Origin of the sequence: Mesorhizobium sp. ES1-3 (assembly GCF_020164795.1) — a bacterium.
Lineage (GTDB): Bacteria > Pseudomonadota > Alphaproteobacteria > Rhizobiales > Rhizobiaceae > Mesorhizobium.
Window position 1 is genome coordinate 107,499 of record NZ_JAIUGW010000008.1, and the last position, 18,602, is coordinate 126,100.

Annotated in this window: 19 protein-coding genes and 1 pseudogene; 10 read left to right on the forward strand and 10 right to left on the reverse strand. The window is 66.2% G+C overall.

Annotation, left to right across the window (positions count from 1 at the left end; genetic code table 11):
* Positions 1–8: 8 nt before the first annotated feature.
* Both LB536_RS13790 and LB536_RS13795 read left to right on the forward strand, forming a co-directional pair.
* Positions 9–215: pseudogene (locus tag LB536_RS13790) on the forward strand (ABC transporter permease); the annotation flags it as partial.
* 215 nt (positions 216–430) lie between these two features.
* Positions 431–817: a hypothetical protein gene (locus tag LB536_RS13795; protein ID WP_140809905.1), complete on the forward strand. Its 387-nt coding sequence runs from the start codon at positions 431–433 to the stop codon at positions 815–817.
* Between the two features lie 79 nt (positions 818–896).
* Here LB536_RS13795 and LB536_RS13800 read toward each other — a convergent pair whose 3' ends face one another.
* Complete coding sequence (locus LB536_RS13800) at positions 897–1,499, reverse strand: cupin (protein ID WP_224593250.1); 603 nt, start codon at positions 1,497–1,499, stop codon at positions 897–899.
* Positions 1,500–1,782: 283 nt separating this feature from the next.
* On the reverse strand, positions 1,783–3,285 hold the full coding sequence (locus LB536_RS13805) for an ATP-binding protein (RefSeq protein ID WP_224593253.1): 1,503 nt from the start codon (positions 3,283–3,285) through the stop codon (positions 1,783–1,785).
* A 522-nt stretch (positions 3,286–3,807) separates the two neighbouring features.
* Between LB536_RS13805 and LB536_RS13810 the strand changes: the two genes are divergently transcribed.
* Together LB536_RS13810 and LB536_RS13815 are read left to right on the forward strand one after the other, a co-directional pair.
* Positions 3,808–4,116 (forward strand): hypothetical protein, encoded by a 309-nt coding sequence (locus LB536_RS13810; RefSeq protein WP_140762202.1) that lies wholly within the window; start codon positions 3,808–3,810, stop codon positions 4,114–4,116.
* A gap of 153 nt (positions 4,117–4,269) precedes the next feature.
* Complete coding sequence (locus LB536_RS13815) at positions 4,270–4,593, forward strand: endonuclease domain-containing protein (protein WP_263489052.1); 324 nt, start codon at positions 4,270–4,272, stop codon at positions 4,591–4,593.
* Positions 4,594–4,679: 86 nt separating this feature from the next.
* Here the strand turns inward: LB536_RS13815 and LB536_RS13820 are convergent, their stop codons facing one another.
* The 3 genes from LB536_RS13820 to LB536_RS13830 form a co-directional block, all read right to left on the reverse strand.
* Positions 4,680–5,510 (reverse strand): aldo/keto reductase, encoded by an 831-nt coding sequence (locus LB536_RS13820; RefSeq protein WP_224593258.1) that lies wholly within the window; start codon positions 5,508–5,510, stop codon positions 4,680–4,682.
* An 85-nt stretch (positions 5,511–5,595) separates the two neighbouring features.
* Positions 5,596–6,228, reverse strand: a complete 633-nt coding sequence (locus LB536_RS13825; RefSeq protein WP_224593261.1) for a DUF5074 domain-containing protein — start codon at positions 6,226–6,228, stop codon at positions 5,596–5,598.
* Positions 6,229–6,261: 33 nt separating this feature from the next.
* Positions 6,262–7,482, reverse strand: a complete 1,221-nt coding sequence (locus LB536_RS13830) for a helix-turn-helix domain-containing protein (protein WP_224593264.1) — start codon at positions 7,480–7,482, stop codon at positions 6,262–6,264.
* Between the two features lie 293 nt (positions 7,483–7,775).
* On the opposite strand from LB536_RS13830, the gene LB536_RS13835 reads away from it, so the two are divergent.
* Positions 7,776–8,522: a DUF899 domain-containing protein gene (locus tag LB536_RS13835; protein WP_224593277.1), complete on the forward strand. Its 747-nt coding sequence runs from the start codon at positions 7,776–7,778 to the stop codon at positions 8,520–8,522.
* A gap of 97 nt (positions 8,523–8,619) precedes the next feature.
* Complete coding sequence (locus LB536_RS13840) at positions 8,620–8,883, forward strand: hypothetical protein (protein ID WP_224593280.1); 264 nt, start codon at positions 8,620–8,622, stop codon at positions 8,881–8,883.
* Between the two features lie 13 nt (positions 8,884–8,896).
* Here LB536_RS13840 and LB536_RS13845 read toward each other — a convergent pair whose 3' ends face one another.
* The gene (locus LB536_RS13845) at positions 8,897–9,895 is read right to left on the reverse strand and encodes a bestrophin family protein (RefSeq protein ID WP_224593283.1); all 999 of its coding nucleotides are present in this window, start codon (positions 9,893–9,895) and stop codon (positions 8,897–8,899) included.
* Positions 9,896–10,316: 421 nt separating this feature from the next.
* Between LB536_RS13845 and LB536_RS13850 the strand changes: the two genes are divergently transcribed.
* Positions 10,317–10,589 (forward strand): hypothetical protein, encoded by a 273-nt coding sequence (locus LB536_RS13850; RefSeq protein WP_140762182.1) that lies wholly within the window; start codon positions 10,317–10,319, stop codon positions 10,587–10,589.
* Between the two features lie 118 nt (positions 10,590–10,707).
* Here the strand turns inward: LB536_RS13850 and LB536_RS13855 are convergent, their stop codons facing one another.
* The 4 genes from LB536_RS13855 to LB536_RS13870 all read right to left on the reverse strand — a co-directional run bounded on the left by LB536_RS13855 (position 10,708) and on the right by LB536_RS13870 (position 14,544).
* Complete coding sequence (locus LB536_RS13855; RefSeq protein WP_224593286.1) at positions 10,708–12,093, reverse strand: amidase; 1,386 nt, start codon at positions 12,091–12,093, stop codon at positions 10,708–10,710.
* A gap of 68 nt (positions 12,094–12,161) precedes the next feature.
* Entirely contained in the window at positions 12,162–12,617 is a 456-nt protein-coding gene (locus LB536_RS13860) for a carboxymuconolactone decarboxylase family protein (RefSeq protein ID WP_224593289.1), read from the reverse strand.
* Positions 12,618–12,726: 109 nt separating this feature from the next.
* A complete protein-coding gene (locus LB536_RS13865) occupies positions 12,727–13,692 on the reverse strand; it encodes an RNA polymerase sigma factor (RefSeq protein WP_224593293.1) in 966 nt (321 codons plus the stop codon).
* 231 nt (positions 13,693–13,923) lie between these two features.
* On the reverse strand, positions 13,924–14,544 hold the full coding sequence (locus LB536_RS13870) for a TetR/AcrR family transcriptional regulator (RefSeq protein WP_224593296.1): 621 nt from the start codon (positions 14,542–14,544) through the stop codon (positions 13,924–13,926).
* 252 nt (positions 14,545–14,796) lie between these two features.
* On the opposite strand from LB536_RS13870, the gene LB536_RS13875 reads away from it, so the two are divergent.
* Genes LB536_RS13875 through LB536_RS13885 form a run of 3 tightly spaced genes read left to right on the forward strand, consistent with a single transcriptional unit; the run spans position 14,797 to position 18,597 of the window.
* Complete coding sequence (locus LB536_RS13875) at positions 14,797–15,294, forward strand: (2Fe-2S)-binding protein (protein WP_140762169.1); 498 nt, start codon at positions 14,797–14,799, stop codon at positions 15,292–15,294.
* Positions 15,291–16,349, forward strand: coding sequence for an FAD binding domain-containing protein (locus LB536_RS13880; protein WP_224593298.1), 1,059 nt, complete (start codon positions 15,291–15,293; stop codon positions 16,347–16,349). Before LB536_RS13875 ends, LB536_RS13880 begins: the two co-directional genes overlap by 4 nt.
* The gene (locus LB536_RS13885; protein WP_224593301.1) at positions 16,339–18,597 is read left to right on the forward strand and encodes a xanthine dehydrogenase family protein molybdopterin-binding subunit; all 2,259 of its coding nucleotides are present in this window, start codon (positions 16,339–16,341) and stop codon (positions 18,595–18,597) included. The genes LB536_RS13880 and LB536_RS13885 overlap by 11 nt, the downstream gene beginning before the upstream one ends.
* Positions 18,598–18,602: the final 5 nt, after the last annotated feature.

An 18,602-nucleotide genomic window follows, 5' to 3' on the forward strand; every position in this document is an offset into this window, starting at 1 on the left:
CGCTAGTCGGCATAGCTGCCGCCGTCATCGGCGGCACCTCCATCTTCGGCGGCCGCGGCGGCTACACCGGCACCATCATCGGCGCCCTGATCCTCACCGTGCTGACGACGCTCTTGACCATCCTGCAGATGCCTGAGGGCGCGAGAAGGATCTTGTTCGGGCTGATCGTGCTGTTCGTGACGGCGGCGTATTTGCGGATCGTCGAGGAGCGGTAGAAGCATCTCGAAGTCCAGTGGTTACGACGAAGGATTTTGGGTTAAGCTGGCGCATTCCTGCCCTGCTAGAGAGGCACCCTTATGGTCGCACGTCCGCGTGGAGGATAAAGCAACGGATCTGTCGCAGGCGGTCTTGAGGACGACGATCTCGTCTTGCGTTTATTTATCAGGAGGCGGTGAGAGGTCTCACGCATCAGAAGACCGTTGTCGAGAACATGAACACCCGCGCCGGGAGTCTTATCTTTGCCACCGCATTCGCAAACTCGTTGCTGGGCGGCGCGGCCCTTTCCAACGAACTTGGAGTTTGGGACTGGACCGCGGTGACCCTGCTGTTCAGCATCGGCGGCCTGATCGTCTTCATGCTTTGGCCCTACCATCAGTACACATTCCGCTTCGATCCAGAAGAGCTGCTCCATCAGTATGTCGATGGCGACAAGCCGACGACAATGTCGGCCATGCACCGCGCGCTGGCCCTCCGCATCAAGGCGGACATGGCCAGCAACTGGCGGATTATCCAGCGGCTCCGGGTGGCGTTGCAGTTCGCGCTGCTCTTCCTGTTGCTCGATATCCTGGCTTGGCTTCTGGCGATCGCGGGCGTTTGAGAGCGTTCCACCGACGTGATGACTATTGCGTCGATCTGCTTGGGCGCCAATGAGCTTTGCTCTCCTGGGCTTCGGCGACTCAGTCTTTCTTCCACGCCGCCAGCAGCGGGCCTTTGCTTCCATAGACGGGGTCCTTGCCCGGACGACCTACCCTGGGGATCGTCACCACCGCCTTGGCGTGATCGGCGGCGGTCGTGCATTCGTCATAGGTGCCGGACGGCGGATAGGCGCCAACCACGAGAAAGTCGTGGGAGGCGAAGATGCGCTGGTGCCCGGTGCCGGCCGGAAGAACCGCGACATCGCCGGCCTTCAGCGCCAGCGTTCGTCCCTTCTTGCCGCCGAACCGGACTTTCGCGATACCGCGCGCCACGCCCAGCACCTCGTGGATGCGCGAATGGTAGTGGAGATAGTCGTAGATGCCGTTGCGCCAGCTGTCCCCCCATCCGTTGGCCGAGAAAAGCTCCTCCATGACTGCCGCGGGATCGAACTCCTCCGGCAGCGTGACGGCACCGCGATAAACCACCAGCGGCCAGGACGGATGGTTGGGCACCAGCCCATCGTCCCCAAACCTGAACTCGTTCGATTTTCGTCGCCTGACAAGATCGGCCGCCTGTTGCCTGTCCGGTCTTGCGGCACCGGTCACCTGTTCGGCAGCGTTCTTGATGCTTTGCAGGATGCTCATGACGTCGCCTCGTCTCGGGGAACCCAATGCTGACTTAACCTGCGTGGCCGTCGCTTGGTTCCCCGCAGGCTCAGCGCCCGCGAAGCCGGGAACCGATCGCCGCACATCAGACGGACCGGCTCATCATCATCCCATCGGAACGGCGGGCGGTCGACGGTGTCATCCAGTAAGGGTGGCGTTCTCGCACGGCTGGCCTTCACCGAAATCCGATAAGCAACCGCACCCGACCGGTCTTGCAGGGTGCCCGCCTGATCAGCCCGAGGTTGAACGTTTCATGGCGCCCTCACAGCGCCAGGCTTCCCTGCTCCGCTCCTTCGGCGTTGGGGTCGCCGGGCGCGGTGGCCCAGGCGAGTTCGACCAGCGTCACGGTGCGCCGGCCGGCGCCGTCGAGCTGGCAGACGATGAGACCCTGCTCCTCGATATAGGTCAGCAGACGCCGGGCGCGGCGCATGGAGTGCGAGCCATAGGCGCGGGCGATCGCGGCATCGCTCGGGCACGGCCAGCCCTCCTTCGCCGCGCGCGCGATCATCATGAACACGCCCTGCATGTCCTCCGGCAGCAGCGAGGCGCGCACCGAAACATCCCGCCACGCATCATCCTCGGCCATGTCGGACCCCACCCCGGCGCGGGCGCGTGTCAGCATGCGCCGGAATTCCTGGAGATCTGGCACCACCGAAGCCAGCCCCTCGATGCGGCAGCGCACGACGAACTCCTGGTAGAGAACGCCGATGACGCGAAATCCCGCATCGGGCTCGACCAGGATGGCGCGCAGGATGCGGTCCATCCGCTCGCGCCGTTCGGCCAGATCCTCGGCGCTGATCGGCGGCTCGACCGGTTCGGGGCGGATGTCGCGCGGCGCCGATTTCGCCGCCATCAGTTGCTCCAGCAGGTCCGGCGACGCCACCCGGCGCGGCGTGCGCATCGTTTCCGGCGGCGGGGCGGCCAGGATGATGGCGCGGGCATCCTCAAGCGCCGCCTCCGGCAGCGGCATCAGCCTGGGCGTGCCGTTGCGTGGGCTGGTGTCGGTCGGGCCGATGCGCAGGCCGAGCGGGCGGCGCGACAGCGCCGGCCCCAGCGCCATGAACTGCCCGCGTTCCAGATCGCGAAAGGCTTCCGCCTGCCGTCGTTCCATGCCCAGGAGATCGGCCGCGCGTGCCATGTCGATGTCGAGGAAGGTGCGGCCCATGAGGAAGTTGGAGGCTTCCGCCGCCACGTTCTTGGCGAGCTTGGCCAGCCGCTGCGTGGCGATGATGCCGGCCAGCCCCCGCTTGCGGCCACGGCACATCAGATTGGTCATGGCGCCGAGCGAGAGCTTGCGCGCCTCGTCCGACACCTCGCCGGCCACCGCCGGCGCGAACAGCTGCGCCTCGTCGACCACCACCAGCATCGGGTACCAATGGTCGCGCGCGACCTCGAACAGCCCGCCGAGGAAGGCGGCCGCGCGCCGCATCTGGTTCTCGGCATCGAGCCCTTCGAGATTGAGCACGGTCGAAACACGGTGGATGCGCGCCCGCTCGCCGGCCGCCTGCAGGCCGCGCTCGGTATGCTCCTCGGCATCGATCACCAGATGGCCGTAGCGCTCACCCAGCGAAACGAAGTCGCCTTCCGGGTCGATAATGGTTTGCTGCACCCAGGGCGCGCTCTGTTCGAGCAGCCGTCGCAAGAGATGTGACTTGCCGGAGCCCGAATTGCCCTGCACCAGAAGGCGGGTCGCCAGCAGCTCCTCGAGATCGAGGTTCGCCGGGGTGCCCGCCGTCGTGTTTCCCATCTCGATCGCAACGGTCATGCCAGACTCATCAACTCCTTCGCAGACGGGCTTACCAACCCGATCGCGGCCCGTCGAGCGGCGCGGAGCCTGCGATTCGCGTTGCGCACAGCCGATAGAACGATGACGTGGCCACGATGGACGACCGGAAACCGGCGGGCCGCCTGCCGTTTACAGCCGCGGCCCTGTGGATAGTAACCACCTGTTCACCATGGGCCGGTGTTCCAATTGCGGACACCAGGCATCCGCCTAACCTGACCCTGCATCGCGCCCCAATGTGATGCACCCAACGCCCCCAAATGGCGACCGGCGTCTTCAAGTTCTTCTGTGTATGCGCCGGTCGTCAGCACGTCACGTCATCGCATCCTGCCGTGATACCGGCGGCAACTGCGGTGCGGCTGGTGCAATCCGACAATCATACATGCCCCGCGGACCGGGCGGAACAAGCAGCCCCATCGAAACAGGATGGGCGTGCAAAGTTTGGGTTGACCGCCTCCGATGGCGAGGCGACACTTCATCCCACAGCAAGGCAGGAGAAAAACGATGGATGAGCCCGACCGCTGGCGCCACATGTCCAGCGCGCCGAAAGACGGCAGCCGGATACTCGTTACGGTCCGCCCGTCCGAACAGGGGCCAGCGGAAGTCGACCTCGCCTATTGGTCACGCGCCGATCAGTTCGGTGACGAAGGCTGGCGTGCCTCCGATTCCTCGCCCGGCCGCGTCGTCGAATATGTCGAGCCGGAGCTGAAATGCTGGATGCCGATGCCCTCGGCCAATCTCAGCCGGGGCGCCTCGATGCCGGCGCCATGGGAAGGCGACGACGCGCAACAGCTGGACGGCTCGGGGATTTAACGCGCCGAGGGCTATGGCGCCGATCTCCCCCCTCGTGGGGGAGATGTCCGGCAGGACAGAGGGGGGCGCCGTAGAGCGCCAACCTCAATCACAATCGAAACTGCCATGCCGCATAGGCCATTGCCCCCACAAAACCGCGCAAACGCTCGATCGATGCGCAAGATCATGACCGACGCAGAGTTGAAGCTCTGGAATGAACTTCGCGCGCATCGGCTGATGGGACTTGGCTTTCGAAGACAATTTCCGATTGCCGGCTATATCGCCGACTTTGCGTGCCCGCAGAAGAAGCTCGTCGTCGAACTCGATGGATCGCAGCACGGCGACGCAGAGCTTGCAGCGGTCGACACCTTCAGAACGAAGCGGCTGGAACAGGACGGCTGGACCGTGCTCCGGTTTTGGAATGACGATGTCATCCGCGACATCGACAATGTCTGCCAGCATATTGTCATTGTGGCGGGTTTGGGTGGTACTGACTGAGTGGCCGGCGGGACAGTGCCCCCCTCTGCCCTGCCGGGCATCTCCCCCACGAGGGGGGAGATTGGCAAGCTTCAACGCCAGCTCCTTTAAAACAAAAACGCTGCCGTCGCCGGGTTCGGCCCGTTACGGCCGTCGGCCGAATCCATGCCGCCGATCGTCTCCAGGTCTTGCGCGTCCAGTTCGAAATCGAAGACGTCGAAATTGGCCGAGATACGGTCCTGGCGGACCGACTTCGGGATGACGATCAGCCCTTGCTGGAGATGCCAGCGGATCATCGTCTGCGCGGCGGACTTGCCGTGTTTGCGGGCAATGCCTGATATGGTCGGGTCGCTCAGCAAGCGGCCGCTGCCCAGCGGACTCCAGCTTTCCGTATGGATGTCGTGCCGGGCGTGAAACTCCCTGAGCGCGCGCTGCTGGAAGCGCGGATGTAGCTCGATCTGGTTGACGACGGGTGTCACGCCCGTCTCGCCGATGATGCGTTCCAGATGATCAGGATTGAAATTCGAGACGCCGATCGACTTGATGCGGCCGGCCTGCTTCAGCTCGACGAGCGTCTTCCACGCCTCGACATATTTGTCCTGGCTGGGCACCGGCCAGTGGATCAGGAACAGGTCGAGCTGCTCGACGCCGAGCTTCTGCATCGTGTCGTCGAAGGCACGAAGCGCCGCATCGCGCTGGTGGGCGCCGTTGCGCAGCTTCGAGGTGATGAACAGCTCGCTTCGCGGCACGCCGGCGGCACGGATCGCCTCGCCGACCCCTTCCTCGTTCTGATAACCCTCGGCGGTGTCGATCAGTCGGTAACCGGCCTGGATCGCCCAGCCCACCACTTGCGCGGTGATGTCGTGATCGACCTGCCACACGCCAAGGCCAAGCTGGGGAATGGCGGCGCCGTCGTTCAACGTGATCTGTTCGGGCATGGTCTGGTCCTTTTGCGGGGGATGGTCCAGCCTATCTAGGCTCGACATCGCGCAGCGGCCAGTCGGTGGGGGAAAATTCGTGTCCTCACTTCGGTCGGCGCACCGCCCGCACCACGCCGGCGTTTCCGCTGCCGCAGAAGAGGCGGTCGCGGCCATCGGATTCCAGCCCCGAGACGCCCATGCCGGCAGGCATGTCGAGCTTCTCCAGAACCTTGCCTGTCCGTGGGTCGATGCGGCGCAGATCGCTTTCGTCGCCCTCCCAGGTGGCGTGCCACAACTCGCCGTCGACCCAGGTCACCCCGGTGACGAAACGGTTGGATTCGATGGTGCGCAGGATCGCCCCGGTCTCGGGATCGATCTGGTGGATCTTGCGCTCCCGGTGCTGTCCGACCCAGAGCGCGCCCTCTGCCCAGGTGAGCCCGGAATCGCCGCCATTGCCGGGTGCCGGAATGGTGGAAAGCACCTCCCCCGTGTCGGGATCGATCTTCTGGATGCGGTCCTTGGCGAGCTGGAAGAAATGCCGGCCGTCATAGGCGGTGCCGGCATGTGCGGCGACATCGATCGAGCGCAACGCCTGACCGCTCTCCGGATCGAAGGCGTTCAGCCTGTCGCCCGAGGCAAACCAGACGTTCTTGCCGTCAAAGCTCACCCCGGCCACCGTATTGGCACCGGGAAAGGGTCCGTATTCCCTCAAAATTTCGGCCGCTGAATGTTTCATGTCTTGATCCTCGATGGTGGTCCTCATCGCTTCCTAGCCGTTCGGCAGCGGCGCCGGGAGTAACAAGGTGGTCGTGAAACCCGCCACCGGCGGCGTCATCCAGCGGCGCGCCCGGCCATGGCCGAAAGACTGCACCTTGCCGGCCTCGGCAAGCGGCTCGAGCGCCCGCTGCACGCTGCGCTGGCCGGTTCCAAGCGCCAGCGCCAGGGCCGAGCTCGACCAGGCCTCACCGTCGGCCAGCAAGGCCAGCACGGCCGCGTGCCGCTCTTCGATCGGCCGCGCCAGCACCATCACGGCGCGCGCCTGGCGCGGCGCCAGCGTGAAGCCATGCTTGGTGGCGCTGATGCCGGCCAGTGCGCGAAGCTCGGCGCGCAGCCGCCCGATCTCGACGCGCAGGCGCGCGCGGTGCGATTCATCGGCATGCCTGCCGCCGAAGGCCCGCGCCACGAGTTCCCCCCGCGACACGTCCCCGGGCCAGGCTTCGGCGAGCGAACGTGCCAGCGAAAAAAGCACCGGCCGGCTCGCCAGCGAGACCGTGACCCCGCTGCTGCGCACGGCGTAGCGGAAAGCATCGACGACCAGCGCCGGCGATCCCTGCAATGCCTCGACCTCTTCGAGCAGCAGCGGCTGCTCCCTGCCCTGCACGATCAGCCGCGCAGCGGGTGTCTCCAGCGCCAGCCATGCGCTGTCGACCTCCGCGATCAGGCCGGGAATGCCGGCCTTGCGGGCGGCATGGCGCGCCCACTCCAGCGCCGCGCGCGCCGGCCTGGTCCGCAGGCGCCGCATGGCGATGCCGGCGACGGCGAGTTCGTGCGCGGCCCTGGCCGCCGGCGGAAGCGGCGCGGGGTCGAGCCCGGCCAGCACATGTTCGGCCTCGTCGAGGCGGCCGATCAGCAGCAACCGCCGCACCTTGAGATGGCCGGCATGCGCCGCGTTCAACCGGTCGCCATGCTTTTCCAGCGCCGTGCGGGCCGCGTCGAGCGCCTTTGCCGGCCAACCGAGATCACGCGAGACCAGCGCGATCTCGGCCTCGGCGACGACGCATCTGGCGCGCGCCACCGCCTCTTTCGGGCTGAAGGCGCGCACGGCCCGCCGCAACAAGAGCTTGGCGCGATCGAAGTCGCCGAGCTGCGCCATGGCGATGCCGCGCAGCGCCAGCGCCGGCGCATCCTCGCGCAGGGCGACGCGATCGAGCGCGCCGAGCGGATCGCCGGCCGCCAGCGCCAGCGCCGCCGAGGTGATCAGCGAGTCCATTCAAATCCCGTCACACTTGTAACTCCCACCTCGGCGCCGCGCCGCCCTAACTTAAGTCAGTACCGTCAACCAGCAAGCCGGCAATGACGGCACGCATTGGAGAACAAGAAGATGCCTGCTTCCACTGACCTCCAGCTCGACGTCGAAGCGTCGAATGATACGGCCAAGCACGCCGGACGCCACCCCTGCTGCGCCGGGCCGGATCTCTCGGACACCGCCGTGCCTGCGGCACCCCGACATCCCCAGGCAACACCACACCGCAACGACGCCACGACTGGCAAAGGAGAAGACCAATGACCATGACGATGAAGACCCCGCCGATCGTTTCACGGCAAGATTGGGAAGCCGCCCACCAAAAGATGCTGGTGAAGGAAAAGGCGACGATGCGCGCCAGGGACGCGCTGTCGGCCGAACGCCGGCGCATGCCATGGACGGAAGTGGACAAGGCTTATGTCTTCGAGGGCCCCGATGGCAAGGTGAGCCTGCTCGACCTGTTCGAAGGCCGCCGCCAGCTGATCGTCTACCGCGCCTTCTTCGAGCCCGGCGTCTATGGCTGGCCGGAGCACGCCTGCCGCGGTTGCTCGCTCGGCGCCGACCAGGTCGGCCACCTCGCCCATCTCAACGCCCGCAACACCACGCTTGCCTATGCCTCGCGCGCCCCGCAGGCCGACATTGCGCGGCTGAAGCAACGGATGGGCTGGGAGATGCCCTGGTACACGATCACCGACAGCTTCGACAAGGATTTCGGCGTCGACGAATGGCACGGCCACAACGTGTTCATCCATGATGGCGACCGCATCTTCCGCACCTATTTCATCAACAACCGCGGCGACGAGGCGTTGGGTACTGTCTGGAGCTATCTCGACGTCACGCCGCTCGGCCGCCAGGAGACCTGGGAGGACTCGCCCGAAGGCTACCCGCAGACCCCGCTCTACAGCTGGTGGAACTGGCACGATAATTACGAAGCCGGAGCCGACAAGAAATGGGCCGAAGTGTCCGCCGCCGGCGAGGCCGCCTTCCGCGACAAGGCCAACCAGTAGCCGGCGCGAGACTGTCCAGCCTGGGTTCCCCTCCCGCCTCCGGCAGGGCCGAGGAACCCAGGTCCCGACGGGTCGCAACCACCAAGGGAATAAGACCATGAGCGATATCCATTCCGGCATCGGCAGCGCCGAAAATGCCGCCCCTCGTGGCATCGCCGACTGGCTGTGTCTCGCCGCGGCGCCCACCTTCGCGGTGATGGCGCTGGTCTCCTGTCTTCAGGGTGGCGATGCCGCCATGCTATGCATGGACGCTAATCCCTCGCCGCTGGCCGGCCCGATCCTGACCGGAATGCCTGCCATGTATCTGCTGATGAGCGCTTTCCATCTGGCGCCCTGGCTGCGGGTGATCTCCCGCCGGTAGGCGCCTGCCCACCTCACATGGCGATGTCGTTGACCGGCAGCAAGGGCTTGGGAAGGTCGCTCTCGCCGAGCCCGGCGCGCATCTCGATCTCGATGTCGCGGCAGATTTGCGAGATCGGCACATCGTTGGCGTTGCCCTCGAAGGGGTTGGCGCTGCTCTCGCCGACCTGGTCGAGGGACATGTAAGCCCAGCCCAGCAGCGTGCTGAACGGGATCGTCAGCCAGATGGCGATGGAGCCGAGCATGCCGTCCAGTTTGCCCATGTCGGCGAACACCGGAACAACGCCGAACGGCAGCAGCGTGCAGAAGATCATCACGAACATGGAACTGACGATGGCGTATTGCCGGGGATAGGGATTGTTCTTGATGCGGTCGCAGCGCGCCTGCTGGTCGTGGAAGTCGCGGATCAGCTTCGTCAGTTCGACATAGACCTGCGGCGGGACCTTGGCGTCCTTGAGCAGCCCGTTGACCTGGACCGACTGCAATTCGAGCAAGGCTATCGCCGGGCGAGGCGATTTCAGGACAGCCGCGGTCTGGTCGCCCAGCAGCGGGCGCAAGTCGTCGGCGATCGAGCCCTTGTCCTCCTGGATGTGGTAACGGCGCCGGTATTCGATGTTGGCGGCCTTCCCCATCGATTCCCACGGCATCGGCCGCCGCAGCGCGTATCGCAGCGCCGTCATCCAGGCGATGTGGCGGTAGACGAGCTGCCGAGCCGTCGGCGCATCGAGGAAGTCCCGGCAGAAATTGGACCACATCCGGCTGCTGGCCGTGATCTGCGTGAAAGCCTGCAGCGCCTCACCGCTGCGGGTGAACACCTGCGAATTCTTGAAGCCTGCGACCAGCGACACCGTGGTGCCGAGCACCAGCACCACCGACCATGGCACGGAGAACCCGGCAATGCCCGGCAGGCGGTAGGCCGCCACGGCCAGCCCGCTCACCACCACCATGTAAAGGACGCTGCGCCGCGACCAGAGCGCGAAATCGACCACCTTGTAGGAACGGCCTACATACATTGAATGCCCTCGAAAACGTGGATAGCGGACAAATCGAGCTATCCTGCCGTGACGCCTGGCGCAATTCCAGGAAACGCTCCGCCGCTCTAGCATGCCGCATGTCCGGGATGAATGGCCGTTCTTGGTAGAGAGCCGCACAAGGCCGGCGCATGTGGTCGCGCGCCGTCCGGGTCCTCGGGCTCCGGCCCGGTGGCCTTGAGCGGACCGTCCTTGGCGATCTCGATCGCCGACTGCGGGCCGGGATCGACCGCGGCGATCGACGACAGCCCTTCCAGCCGGCATTCGCGAGGGCGCCTCGCCGCTCACTGGCCCCAGCAATTGCTAATTGACAGGTCGAAGGAAACGGCGCTCACTCGCTCGCGAAGGTGGATCGCTGCGAAAGGCGGGATCTCGACCGTCGGCGCCACCTCGGGAGGATGCCATGCCGACAGTCATTGCCCACCACAACATCACCAAAGATGCCAAGCACTGGCTCAATTCACCCAAGCGGGCGGAGCTTTTCGGTGCGCTCGGGGTAACCAACATCCGCACATTCATCGATCCCCAGAACCCGACCCGGGTGGCGGTCATGATGGACGTTCCCGACATGGCTAAGTTGGCGGGAATGATGCAGAGCAAGGCTGCCGCCGATGCGATGGCCCATGACGGCGTGGTGCCGGAATCCCTCGTGGTCCTGGTCGAAGCGAGGAAATAATCGCTTCGCTACAGCGTCGAGAGGAAGTCTTGGCGTCGTTGCGGTTCGGCTTGACCTTCAAGCACGCGGACACGACACCGTGACCGCGGCGGCGCGGACCGCCGCACGCCGCGACCGTTCACAGTCCAGGCGGCCTGACAAAGCCGTCGGTGAGCCTGGCCAGTGCCCGAGCAATGGCAAGCAGTCTCAGGTCCGCGTGGCGGCGGCCGACGAGCTGGACGCCGATCGGCAGGCCCTCACGGTCGAGGCCGATCGGGATGACTGCCACCGGATGGCCGGTCAGGTTGAAGCGGCAAGCGTGGCTCAGCGCGGCCCAGTACGGCGTTTCGACGCCGTCGACCGGGATCGGCACGCCCATCTCTCGGTGGAGGAAGGCGGTGCATATCGTCACCGGGCAGACGAGCACGTCCCAGTCGTCGAAGAAGCGCTCCCAGGCGAAGATGAATTCATCGCGCTGGTTGAGCGCCTCGATATAGGCCGACAGCGACGGCGAAGCGTCGCGCGGCAGCTGGAAGACCTGCGAGTACCAAGTGATCAGGTCCGAGAACAGCGCCCGCTCGGCAGCGAAATCATGCGACGGCAAGGCCTGCCCCACGCGCGCGCCGCCGGCCTCGATGACGGCGGCGAAGCCGGCGATCGCATCGGCGATGTCGAGCGCGACCGGCACCCGGGGAAAAGTCGGCGCCCAGGCGACCCTCAGCCGGTCGAGCGGCGGCTCCGGCCCTTCTTCCAGCGCGACCGGCGGAACCTCCGTATCGAGGCCGTCGGCGCCGGCGATGATGCGATGAGCGAGGATGAGATCGTCGACATCGCGGGCCAGCGGCCCGATGCCTAACAGCAGGCGGAAGCTGCGCGGCATGTCGGGCGGATCGCCATAGCTGCCGGTGATCGGCACCGTCGCCTCCGTCGGCTTGAAGCCATAGATGCCGCAGAAATGCGCCGGTACCCGGATCGAGCCGCCGGCGTCGCTGCCGATCTCCAGCGGCACCAGCCCGGCAGCGACCGCGGCCGCGGCGCCGCCGCTGGAGCCGCCCGGCGTGCGTGCGACATCCCAGGGATTGAGTGTGCGGCCGAAGATCGGGTTCCAGGTCTGCAGGTCGCGGAGCCTGGGCGGAACATTGGTCTTGCCGATGATGATGGCGCCGGCCTTGCGCAATCTGGCGGCAATGGTGCTGTCCGTTGTCGGAATGTGATCGGCCCAGGCCGTCAGGCCGACCGTGGTGCGCATGCCCGCGGTGGCGTGGCCGTCCTTCAGGGTAATCGGCACGCCATGCAGCGGGCCGACGGCATCGCCGCGCGCGATCGCCATATCGGCGGCCTTCGCCCCGGCGCGGGCCGCCGCCTCGTCGAGAGTGACGATGGCGTTGATGAGCGGATTGACCAGGGCGATACGGGCCAGCTGCGCCTCCATGGCCTCGCCGGCGCTGATCCGCCGTTCGCGGATCGCCGCCGCCAGACGGGTGGCGGTCATGAAGGTGGAGTCGTTGGCGAGGGCGTCGTTCATGTCCTTATCCTCCCTGAGGAGGGAACTGGGGAATAGGGAGTGCGGATCGACCACATTCCCCTATTCCCCTACTCCCCGGCCATCTCCTTCTTGAACGTGTCGAAATCGACCTGCATGCCGTTGAAGATGGTGCTCCAGTGGCGCGTCAACGCCGACATGGCGACCGCCTCCTGGATCTCCTGGTCGGTGGCGCCGGCCTTCCTGGCGGCCTGCGTGTCCGACCAGATGCAGTAGCTGCACGGGATCTGCGCGGCGACCGCCAGTGAGATCAGCGACTTCACCTTCGGCGACAGCGCTGTGTTCTCGCTGAGCTCGATGGCCTTGACCTCGGCCCAGGCGCCGGGCAGGCCGGCCTTCGGGAACTGCTTCACGAAGCTCGGCACGCCGCCCATGGTCGACTGGATGTCCTTGAGGGTAGCGTCGTAATCGTCGGCATGGGCGGGAGCCAGGGCCGGAATGGCGAGGACCGAGCCGAGAACCATGGCACGGGCGAGAGTGTTGCGAATACGGCTGACGGCAGACATGATATTCCTCCTTTGCTGTGGGTTGGCGCGCCGGAAGCCGGCCGCGTGACCCAGAAAGGATGAAGCGGCCAACCGGAAAGTTCGCCGCCGCCGGATTTTCACGAAGACGTTATTCCTCCGAGCGGGCCGGCCGTGCGGAATTGTAGATGCGCATGCCGCGCACCTGGTGCTCGCCATGGAACAGAACGAAGGCAAAGCCCGGCGGGCAGTGGAACGGATCTTCCGGCGGATTGAGGAAATTGCCTTCGAGCACGGTGACATTGCCGCTGGCCAGCGCCCGCACCGGCTCGGCGCGCACGCCATCGCCGGTGTCCTCGTCGACGATCTCGGCAAACAGATGACGCCCGAGGCGCCGCGGTCCCCCCGCCAAGCCGATTTCGAGGTCGTCGGCGTAGTGGGCCAGGAAGCGGTCCCTGCCACCGCCATAGAGCGAGCGGAATTCCGCGACATAGAAAGCAAGACGCTCCGCCACCAGCTTCTGGTGATCCCTGTCGGACAGGCCGGCCGATGCCAGCAAGAGCTCCGAAAGCCTGACTTTGGCGTTGGACAGCCGGCTGCGCACCGTGCCGACCGGCACGCCCAGGATGGCTGCAATCTCCTCATAGCTCGGCGAGCTGCCGAAATAGCGCAACATGACGGTGGCGCGTTGCATCTCCGGCAGCCGGCCAAGCGCTGCCCACACCCAGTCCCGCAGGTCGCGGCTTTCGATCCGGCTTTCGATGCGCTCCTCGTCCGCGAGCTCGCGGAAAACACGGTCGGTTTCGGCCGGCTTGGCGCAGGGCCGGCGCCGGCGCAGCGCCATCAGGCAGTGGTTCCTGAGGATGGAATGCAGCCAGCCGCCGACCGCGGCGGGATCGCGTAGGCCATCCAGCCGTGTGAGCGCGGTGACGAAAGTTTCGTGGACCGCGTCCTCGGCATCGCTGGTGTAGCCTAGCATCGACAAGGCGATGGCATAGAGCTGCGGCCGGTAGCGTTCCAACAGCAGGCCGAGACTGGGCGCCTCGCCACCGCGTGCCGCCATCACCAGCTCCGCGTCGGGCTTGCTACCGTCACGGTGAAAATTGGGCTGCCCCATGTCTGCATTCCCTGCCGCGATCATATCACAAATGGACAGGATGCGCTGAGGGGTCGGAAAGTTCGGCGGGGAAGGCCGGCGCGTCGGACTCCTCGCCAGGAAACGTGGTCGAATTATGCCGGGCCGGAGCTCAGATGCTGGATGCCGCTGCTTGCGGCCAGCCCATGGCTAGAACGAATCCGGCGTGCAAGCCCGATTGCGCCGCGCCGATGCCGATCGTCCGAACTGTTCTCATTCCGGCCGCTTCACGGCCCCGAACCGCAACCCGTCCATCAACAGCTTCACCAGCCGGCGCGAGCGGTCGCGCCATTCTGGCGTGTCGGGCGCCGAGTAGATGCCACCGAGCGCATGCAGCACGTCGGAGGCATCGACGTCGCCGCGGATCGTGCCGTCGGCCACCGCCGCCTCGACCAGTTGCCGCAAGGCCTGCGACACGCGTCCCGACGTGTCGGAAAACAGCGTCGAATTGGTGGTGAACAGGATGCGCAGGCTGGTCGCCAGGCCGCGCTTGGTGGCGATGTAGTCGACGAAGCGGTGCATCCACTCTTCCAGAGCGACATCGGAGGGATGTTTTGCCGCAAGCTCGCCGGCGGCAGCGCACAGCGCCTCCGCCTCGCGGCGGTAGACCACCTCGACCAGATGCTCGCGCGTCGGGAAATGCCGGTAGAGCGTGCCGATGCCGACGCCGGCGCGCCGCGCGATCTCCTCCAGCGAGGCGTCGATGCCGCGTTCGGCAAACATGATGGCCGCCACCTCGACCAGCTTGTCGCGGTTGCGCCGCGCGTCGGCGCGCAACGGCTTGTCTGCGGCGGCGGGGTTTTGTTCGACAGTCGTGACAGGCTCAAAAGCCAATTTTTTTCTCCACCAGGGATATGGGGGCTTGAACCATGCGTGGCCAGCCCCCACGTAAATAAACGGAGGCACCTCCGCTTTTAGTGGAGAACCTTTATCATATAATCAGGGAGCCCGGTATGTCACGTCTTTCGAAGCCGCAAGCTGTCACCTTCCCCGCCTGCGGCGGATTGGCTGTCGCCTGACCTTGTCCTTCCCTGCCAAAGCGCCAGATCATCCCCCTCAGCGTCAAGCAACTGGAGCCAGACGCCCATGACCACCCTTCCCCTCTCGCTTACCGTCAACGGACACCACCATGAACTCGAGGTCGACACCCGCGTCACCTTGCTCGACCTGCTGCGCGAGCGGCTTGAGCTCACCGGCACCAAGAAGGGCTGCGACCGCGGCCAGTGCGGCGCCTGCACGGTCCTGGTCGACGGCAAACGCATAAACTCCTGCCTAGCGCTGGCGGTCAGCCATGACGGCGCCGAGGTGCTGACCATCGAAGGTGTCGCGCACGGTGAAGAACTGCATCCGGTGCAGGCCGCCTTCATCGCCCATGACGGCTTCCAGTGCGGCTTCTGCACGCCCGGCCAGATCATGAGCACGCTCGGCCTGATCGCCGAAGGACAGGCTGGCGCCGATCCCGAGCGCATCCGCGAGGGACTGAGCGGCAACATATGCCGCTGCGCCGCCTATGGCGGCATCGTGGAGGCCGTCCTGGAAGCCCAGCAACAACTTGCCAGAACCGACCGGAGGACCGCGGCATGAGAGACTTCGATTACGTCAGGCCGGCCACCATCTCCGAAGCCATAGCGGCGGCGGCCGGACCGGGCTCGGCCTATCTCGCCGGCGGCACCAATCTGCTCGATCTGATGAAGGGCGGCATTACCAGCCCCGAACGGATCGTCGACATTACCCGCCTGCCGGAACTCAATCGCATCGAAACGCTCGATGATGGCGGCTTGCGCATCGGCGCCCTTGTCCGCAATGCCGATCTCGCACACGATCCGGCCTTCGCCAAGGCCTATCCTGCGGTGGCCGAAGCGCTGCTTTCGGGCGCCTCGGCGCAGCTTCGCAATGCCGCCACCGTCGGCGGCAATCTGCTGCAGCGCACGCGGTGCAGTTACTTCTACGACACCGCCAGCGCCTGCAACAGGCGCGAGCCCGGTTCCGGCTGCTCGGCACTGGGCGGCGAGAACCGCCTGCACGCCATTCTGGGTTGGAGCGATGCCTGCATCGCCACCCATCCCTCCGATTTCTGCGTGCCGCTGGTGGCGCTGGATGCCGTGGTCGAGATCGAGGGCAAGCAAGGCCGGCGCCATGTGACACTGGAGGAATTCCACCGGCTTCCTGGCGACACCCCTCAGCGCGAGACTGTGCTGGAGCCGGGCGAGTTGATCGTTGCAGTGCGCCTGCCGGCGGAAGCAGCCTCCTTCGCCGCTCACGCCCGCTACCTGAAAGTGCGCGAACGCACCTCCTATGCCTTCGCCGTCGTTTCGGCGGCCGCGGCACTTGTCGTCGATGGCGGCAAGATCCGCGGCGCAAGGCTGGCGCTGGGCGGTGTCGCGGCCAAGCCATGGCGCGCGCGTTCGGCGGAAGCCGCTCTGCTCGGCGCCGATGCCGACGAGGCGAGCTTCGTTCGCGCCGCGGACGCCGCGTTGGCAGACGCCAGCCCCTCCGGCGACAATGCCTTCAAGATCGAGCTTGCCCGCCGCATTGTCGTCAGGGCGCTGATATCAGCAAAGGCCGGAACGCCCGAGCGGATCCCGGCCCTTCCTGCCTCACCCTTTTCCTCCATTCCAGGAGTGCGCCATGACGCTTGAACTCGGCCTCAACCAGCAACACGCCCATACGCGTCAGGGCTCCAGCATCGGCCAGCCGCTGACCCGCCGCGACGGATTCTTGAAAGTCACCGGGACGGCGCGCTACGCCGCCGACAACCACCCGCCCGGCATGCTTTATGCGGTGCTCGCCGTCTCGAGCATCGCGCGCGGCCGGGTCGTGTCGCTGGATATCGAGGCGGCCAAGGCGCATCCGGGCGTGGTCGAGGTTATGACGCCACTGAACCGGCCGGCGCTCGCCGTCGATCCGGATGCCAAGGACCATCCCTTCATGTTCCGGCTCGACCTGCTGCAGAACGATGCGGTTCGCTACGCCAACCAGAGTATTGCCGTGGTGATCGCGGAGACCCTGGAAGCGGCGACCGAAGGCGCGGCGCTGCTTTCGCCGCGCTATGAAGCGGAGCCGGCGCGCGTTGGTCTCGACGGCGCCAAAAGCTTCGTGCCCCGCGGTGTTGGCGTCGGCAACCCGGCGGTGCAGCGGAAGGGCGATGTCGAAGCCGGCCTCGAATCGGCAAGGACGCGGATCGAGGCGACTTACGAGACGCCAGCGCAATACCACAACGCCATGGAGCCCCACGCAATCGTCGCTGCCTGGGATGGCGACCGGCTGTCGGTCGACACGCCGAGCCAGGGCCTTGCCATGGCGCAGGGCCGCATCGCCGGCCTGTTCGGCATCGCGCCGCAAAACGTCCATATCCGCAGCCCGTTCCTGGGTGGCGGTTTCGGCTCCAAGGGCATGATTTCCGGGCCGCAAGTGCTGGGCATACTGGCGGCGAAGCTCGTCGGCCGCCCGGTCAAGCTGGTGCTGCGACGCGAGCAAATGTATGGACCGGTCGGTCATCGCGCCCCGACGCGCCAGACATTGCGCATGGGTATGGATGGCGAAGGGCGGCTGACCGCGATCTCCCATCACGCCAGGACCACATCGAGCACATTCGACGATTTCTTCGAACCGGCGGCCGACGCATCGCACACGCTCTATGCCAGTCCGGCCATCGCCACCTCGCACGATGCCGTGCGGCTCGACACCGGCACGCCGCTGTTCATGCGCGCGCCGGGCGAGGCCACCGGCTCGATCGCGCTGGAAAGCGCTATCGACGAGGCGGCGCATGCCTGCGGCATGGACCCGCTGGAATTCCGGCTCAGGAACTATGCCGAAGTCGAGCCCATGACCGGCAAGCCGTTCTCCTCCAAGGCGCTGCGCGAATGTTACGAACAGGCGGCCGAGGCGTTTGGCTGGGCGAGCCGCCCGCCGCAGCCGCGGCGGATGCGCGACGCCCACGGTTTCCTCACCGGCTGGGGCATGGGCACGGCGACGTTCCCGGCCCTCATGTTCCAGGCCGAGGCACGCGCGGTGCTGAGGGCCGACGGCAGCGGCTTGATGGAGACCGGCGCCCAGGACATGGGGCAAGGCGCCTGGACCGCCTTTGCCCAGATTGCAGCCGACGGGCTGGGGCTCGACATCGACCAGGTCGATTTCAGGGCCGGCAGTTCCGACCTGCCCAATGCGGGCATCGCCGGCGGGTCGGGTCACACGGCAACGGCCGGCATGGCCATCCACAATGCGGGTGCGGCGGTCATCGCCAGACTTGCCGACCTCGCCACCCGCAACGAAGCCTCGCCCCTGTTCGGCGCCGGCAATGAAGGCGTGCTGGCGCGCGGCGGACGCCTCTACCGGCGCGACGATGAAAGCCGCAGCGAAAGCTATAGCGAGATCCTTGCCCGCGCGGGCCTTGCCGAGATCGAAGGCCATGGCAAGGGTGCACCGGATCCGGCGTCGCAGGAGGCCTACGCCAAGCACGCGCATGGTGCCGTCTTTGCCGAGGTCAAGGTCGACCCGGATTTGGGCCAGATCCGCGTCACCCGGCTGGTCGGCGCATTCGCTGCCGGACAGGTCATCAATCCGCGGCTGGTGCGCAGCCAGTATTATGGCGGGATGATCTGGGGCGTTTCCTTTGCGCTGCATGAGGAAGCCGTCACCGACCGGCGCTCCGGCCGGATCCAAAATGCCAACCTCGCCGAATACCATGTCCCGGTGAATGCCGACGTGCCGTCGGTCGAAGCGCTGCTGGTTCATGAGGACGATCCTCACGTGAACGCACTCGGCATCAAGGGCGTCGGTGAAATCGGCATCACCGGCACGGCCGGCGCCGTCGCCAATGCAGTCTGGCATGCGACCGGCGTGCGCCCGCGGCGCTTTCCGATCCGGATCGAGGACCTGCTGGGGTGAGGAGC

Excerpts from the sequence above, each read along its gene's own strand:
- LB536_RS13795 (WP_140809905.1), top strand. The coding sequence starts at position 431 with ATGAACACCCGCGCCGGGAGTCTTATCTTTGCCACCGCATTCGCAAAC.
- LB536_RS13800 (WP_224593250.1), bottom strand. The coding sequence starts at position 1,499 with ATGAGCATCCTGCAAAGCATCAAGAACGCTGCCGAACAGGTGACCGGT.
- LB536_RS13805 (WP_224593253.1), bottom strand. The coding sequence starts at position 3,285 with ATGACCGTTGCGATCGAGATGGGAAACACGACGGCGGGCACCCCGGCG.
- LB536_RS13810 (WP_140762202.1), top strand. The coding sequence starts at position 3,808 with ATGGATGAGCCCGACCGCTGGCGCCACATGTCCAGCGCGCCGAAAGAC.
- LB536_RS13815 (WP_263489052.1), top strand. The coding sequence starts at position 4,270 with ATGCGCAAGATCATGACCGACGCAGAGTTGAAGCTCTGGAATGAACTT.
- LB536_RS13820 (WP_224593258.1), bottom strand. The coding sequence starts at position 5,510 with ATGCCCGAACAGATCACGTTGAACGACGGCGCCGCCATTCCCCAGCTT.
- LB536_RS13825 (WP_224593261.1), bottom strand. The coding sequence starts at position 6,228 with ATGAAACATTCAGCGGCCGAAATTTTGAGGGAATACGGACCCTTTCCC.
- LB536_RS13830 (WP_224593264.1), bottom strand. The coding sequence starts at position 7,482 with ATGGACTCGCTGATCACCTCGGCGGCGCTGGCGCTGGCGGCCGGCGAT.
- LB536_RS13835 (WP_224593277.1), top strand. The coding sequence starts at position 7,776 with ATGACCATGACGATGAAGACCCCGCCGATCGTTTCACGGCAAGATTGG.
- LB536_RS13840 (WP_224593280.1), top strand. The coding sequence starts at position 8,620 with ATGAGCGATATCCATTCCGGCATCGGCAGCGCCGAAAATGCCGCCCCT.
- LB536_RS13845 (WP_224593283.1), bottom strand. The coding sequence starts at position 9,895 with ATGTATGTAGGCCGTTCCTACAAGGTGGTCGATTTCGCGCTCTGGTCG.
- LB536_RS13850 (WP_140762182.1), top strand. The coding sequence starts at position 10,317 with ATGCCGACAGTCATTGCCCACCACAACATCACCAAAGATGCCAAGCAC.
- LB536_RS13855 (WP_224593286.1), bottom strand. The coding sequence starts at position 12,093 with ATGAACGACGCCCTCGCCAACGACTCCACCTTCATGACCGCCACCCGT.
- LB536_RS13860 (WP_224593289.1), bottom strand. The coding sequence starts at position 12,617 with ATGTCTGCCGTCAGCCGTATTCGCAACACTCTCGCCCGTGCCATGGTT.
- LB536_RS13865 (WP_224593293.1), bottom strand. The coding sequence starts at position 13,692 with ATGGGGCAGCCCAATTTTCACCGTGACGGTAGCAAGCCCGACGCGGAG.
- LB536_RS13875 (WP_140762169.1), top strand. The coding sequence starts at position 14,797 with ATGACCACCCTTCCCCTCTCGCTTACCGTCAACGGACACCACCATGAA.
- LB536_RS13880 (WP_224593298.1), top strand. The coding sequence starts at position 15,291 with ATGAGAGACTTCGATTACGTCAGGCCGGCCACCATCTCCGAAGCCATA.
- LB536_RS13885 (WP_224593301.1), top strand. The coding sequence starts at position 16,339 with ATGACGCTTGAACTCGGCCTCAACCAGCAACACGCCCATACGCGTCAG.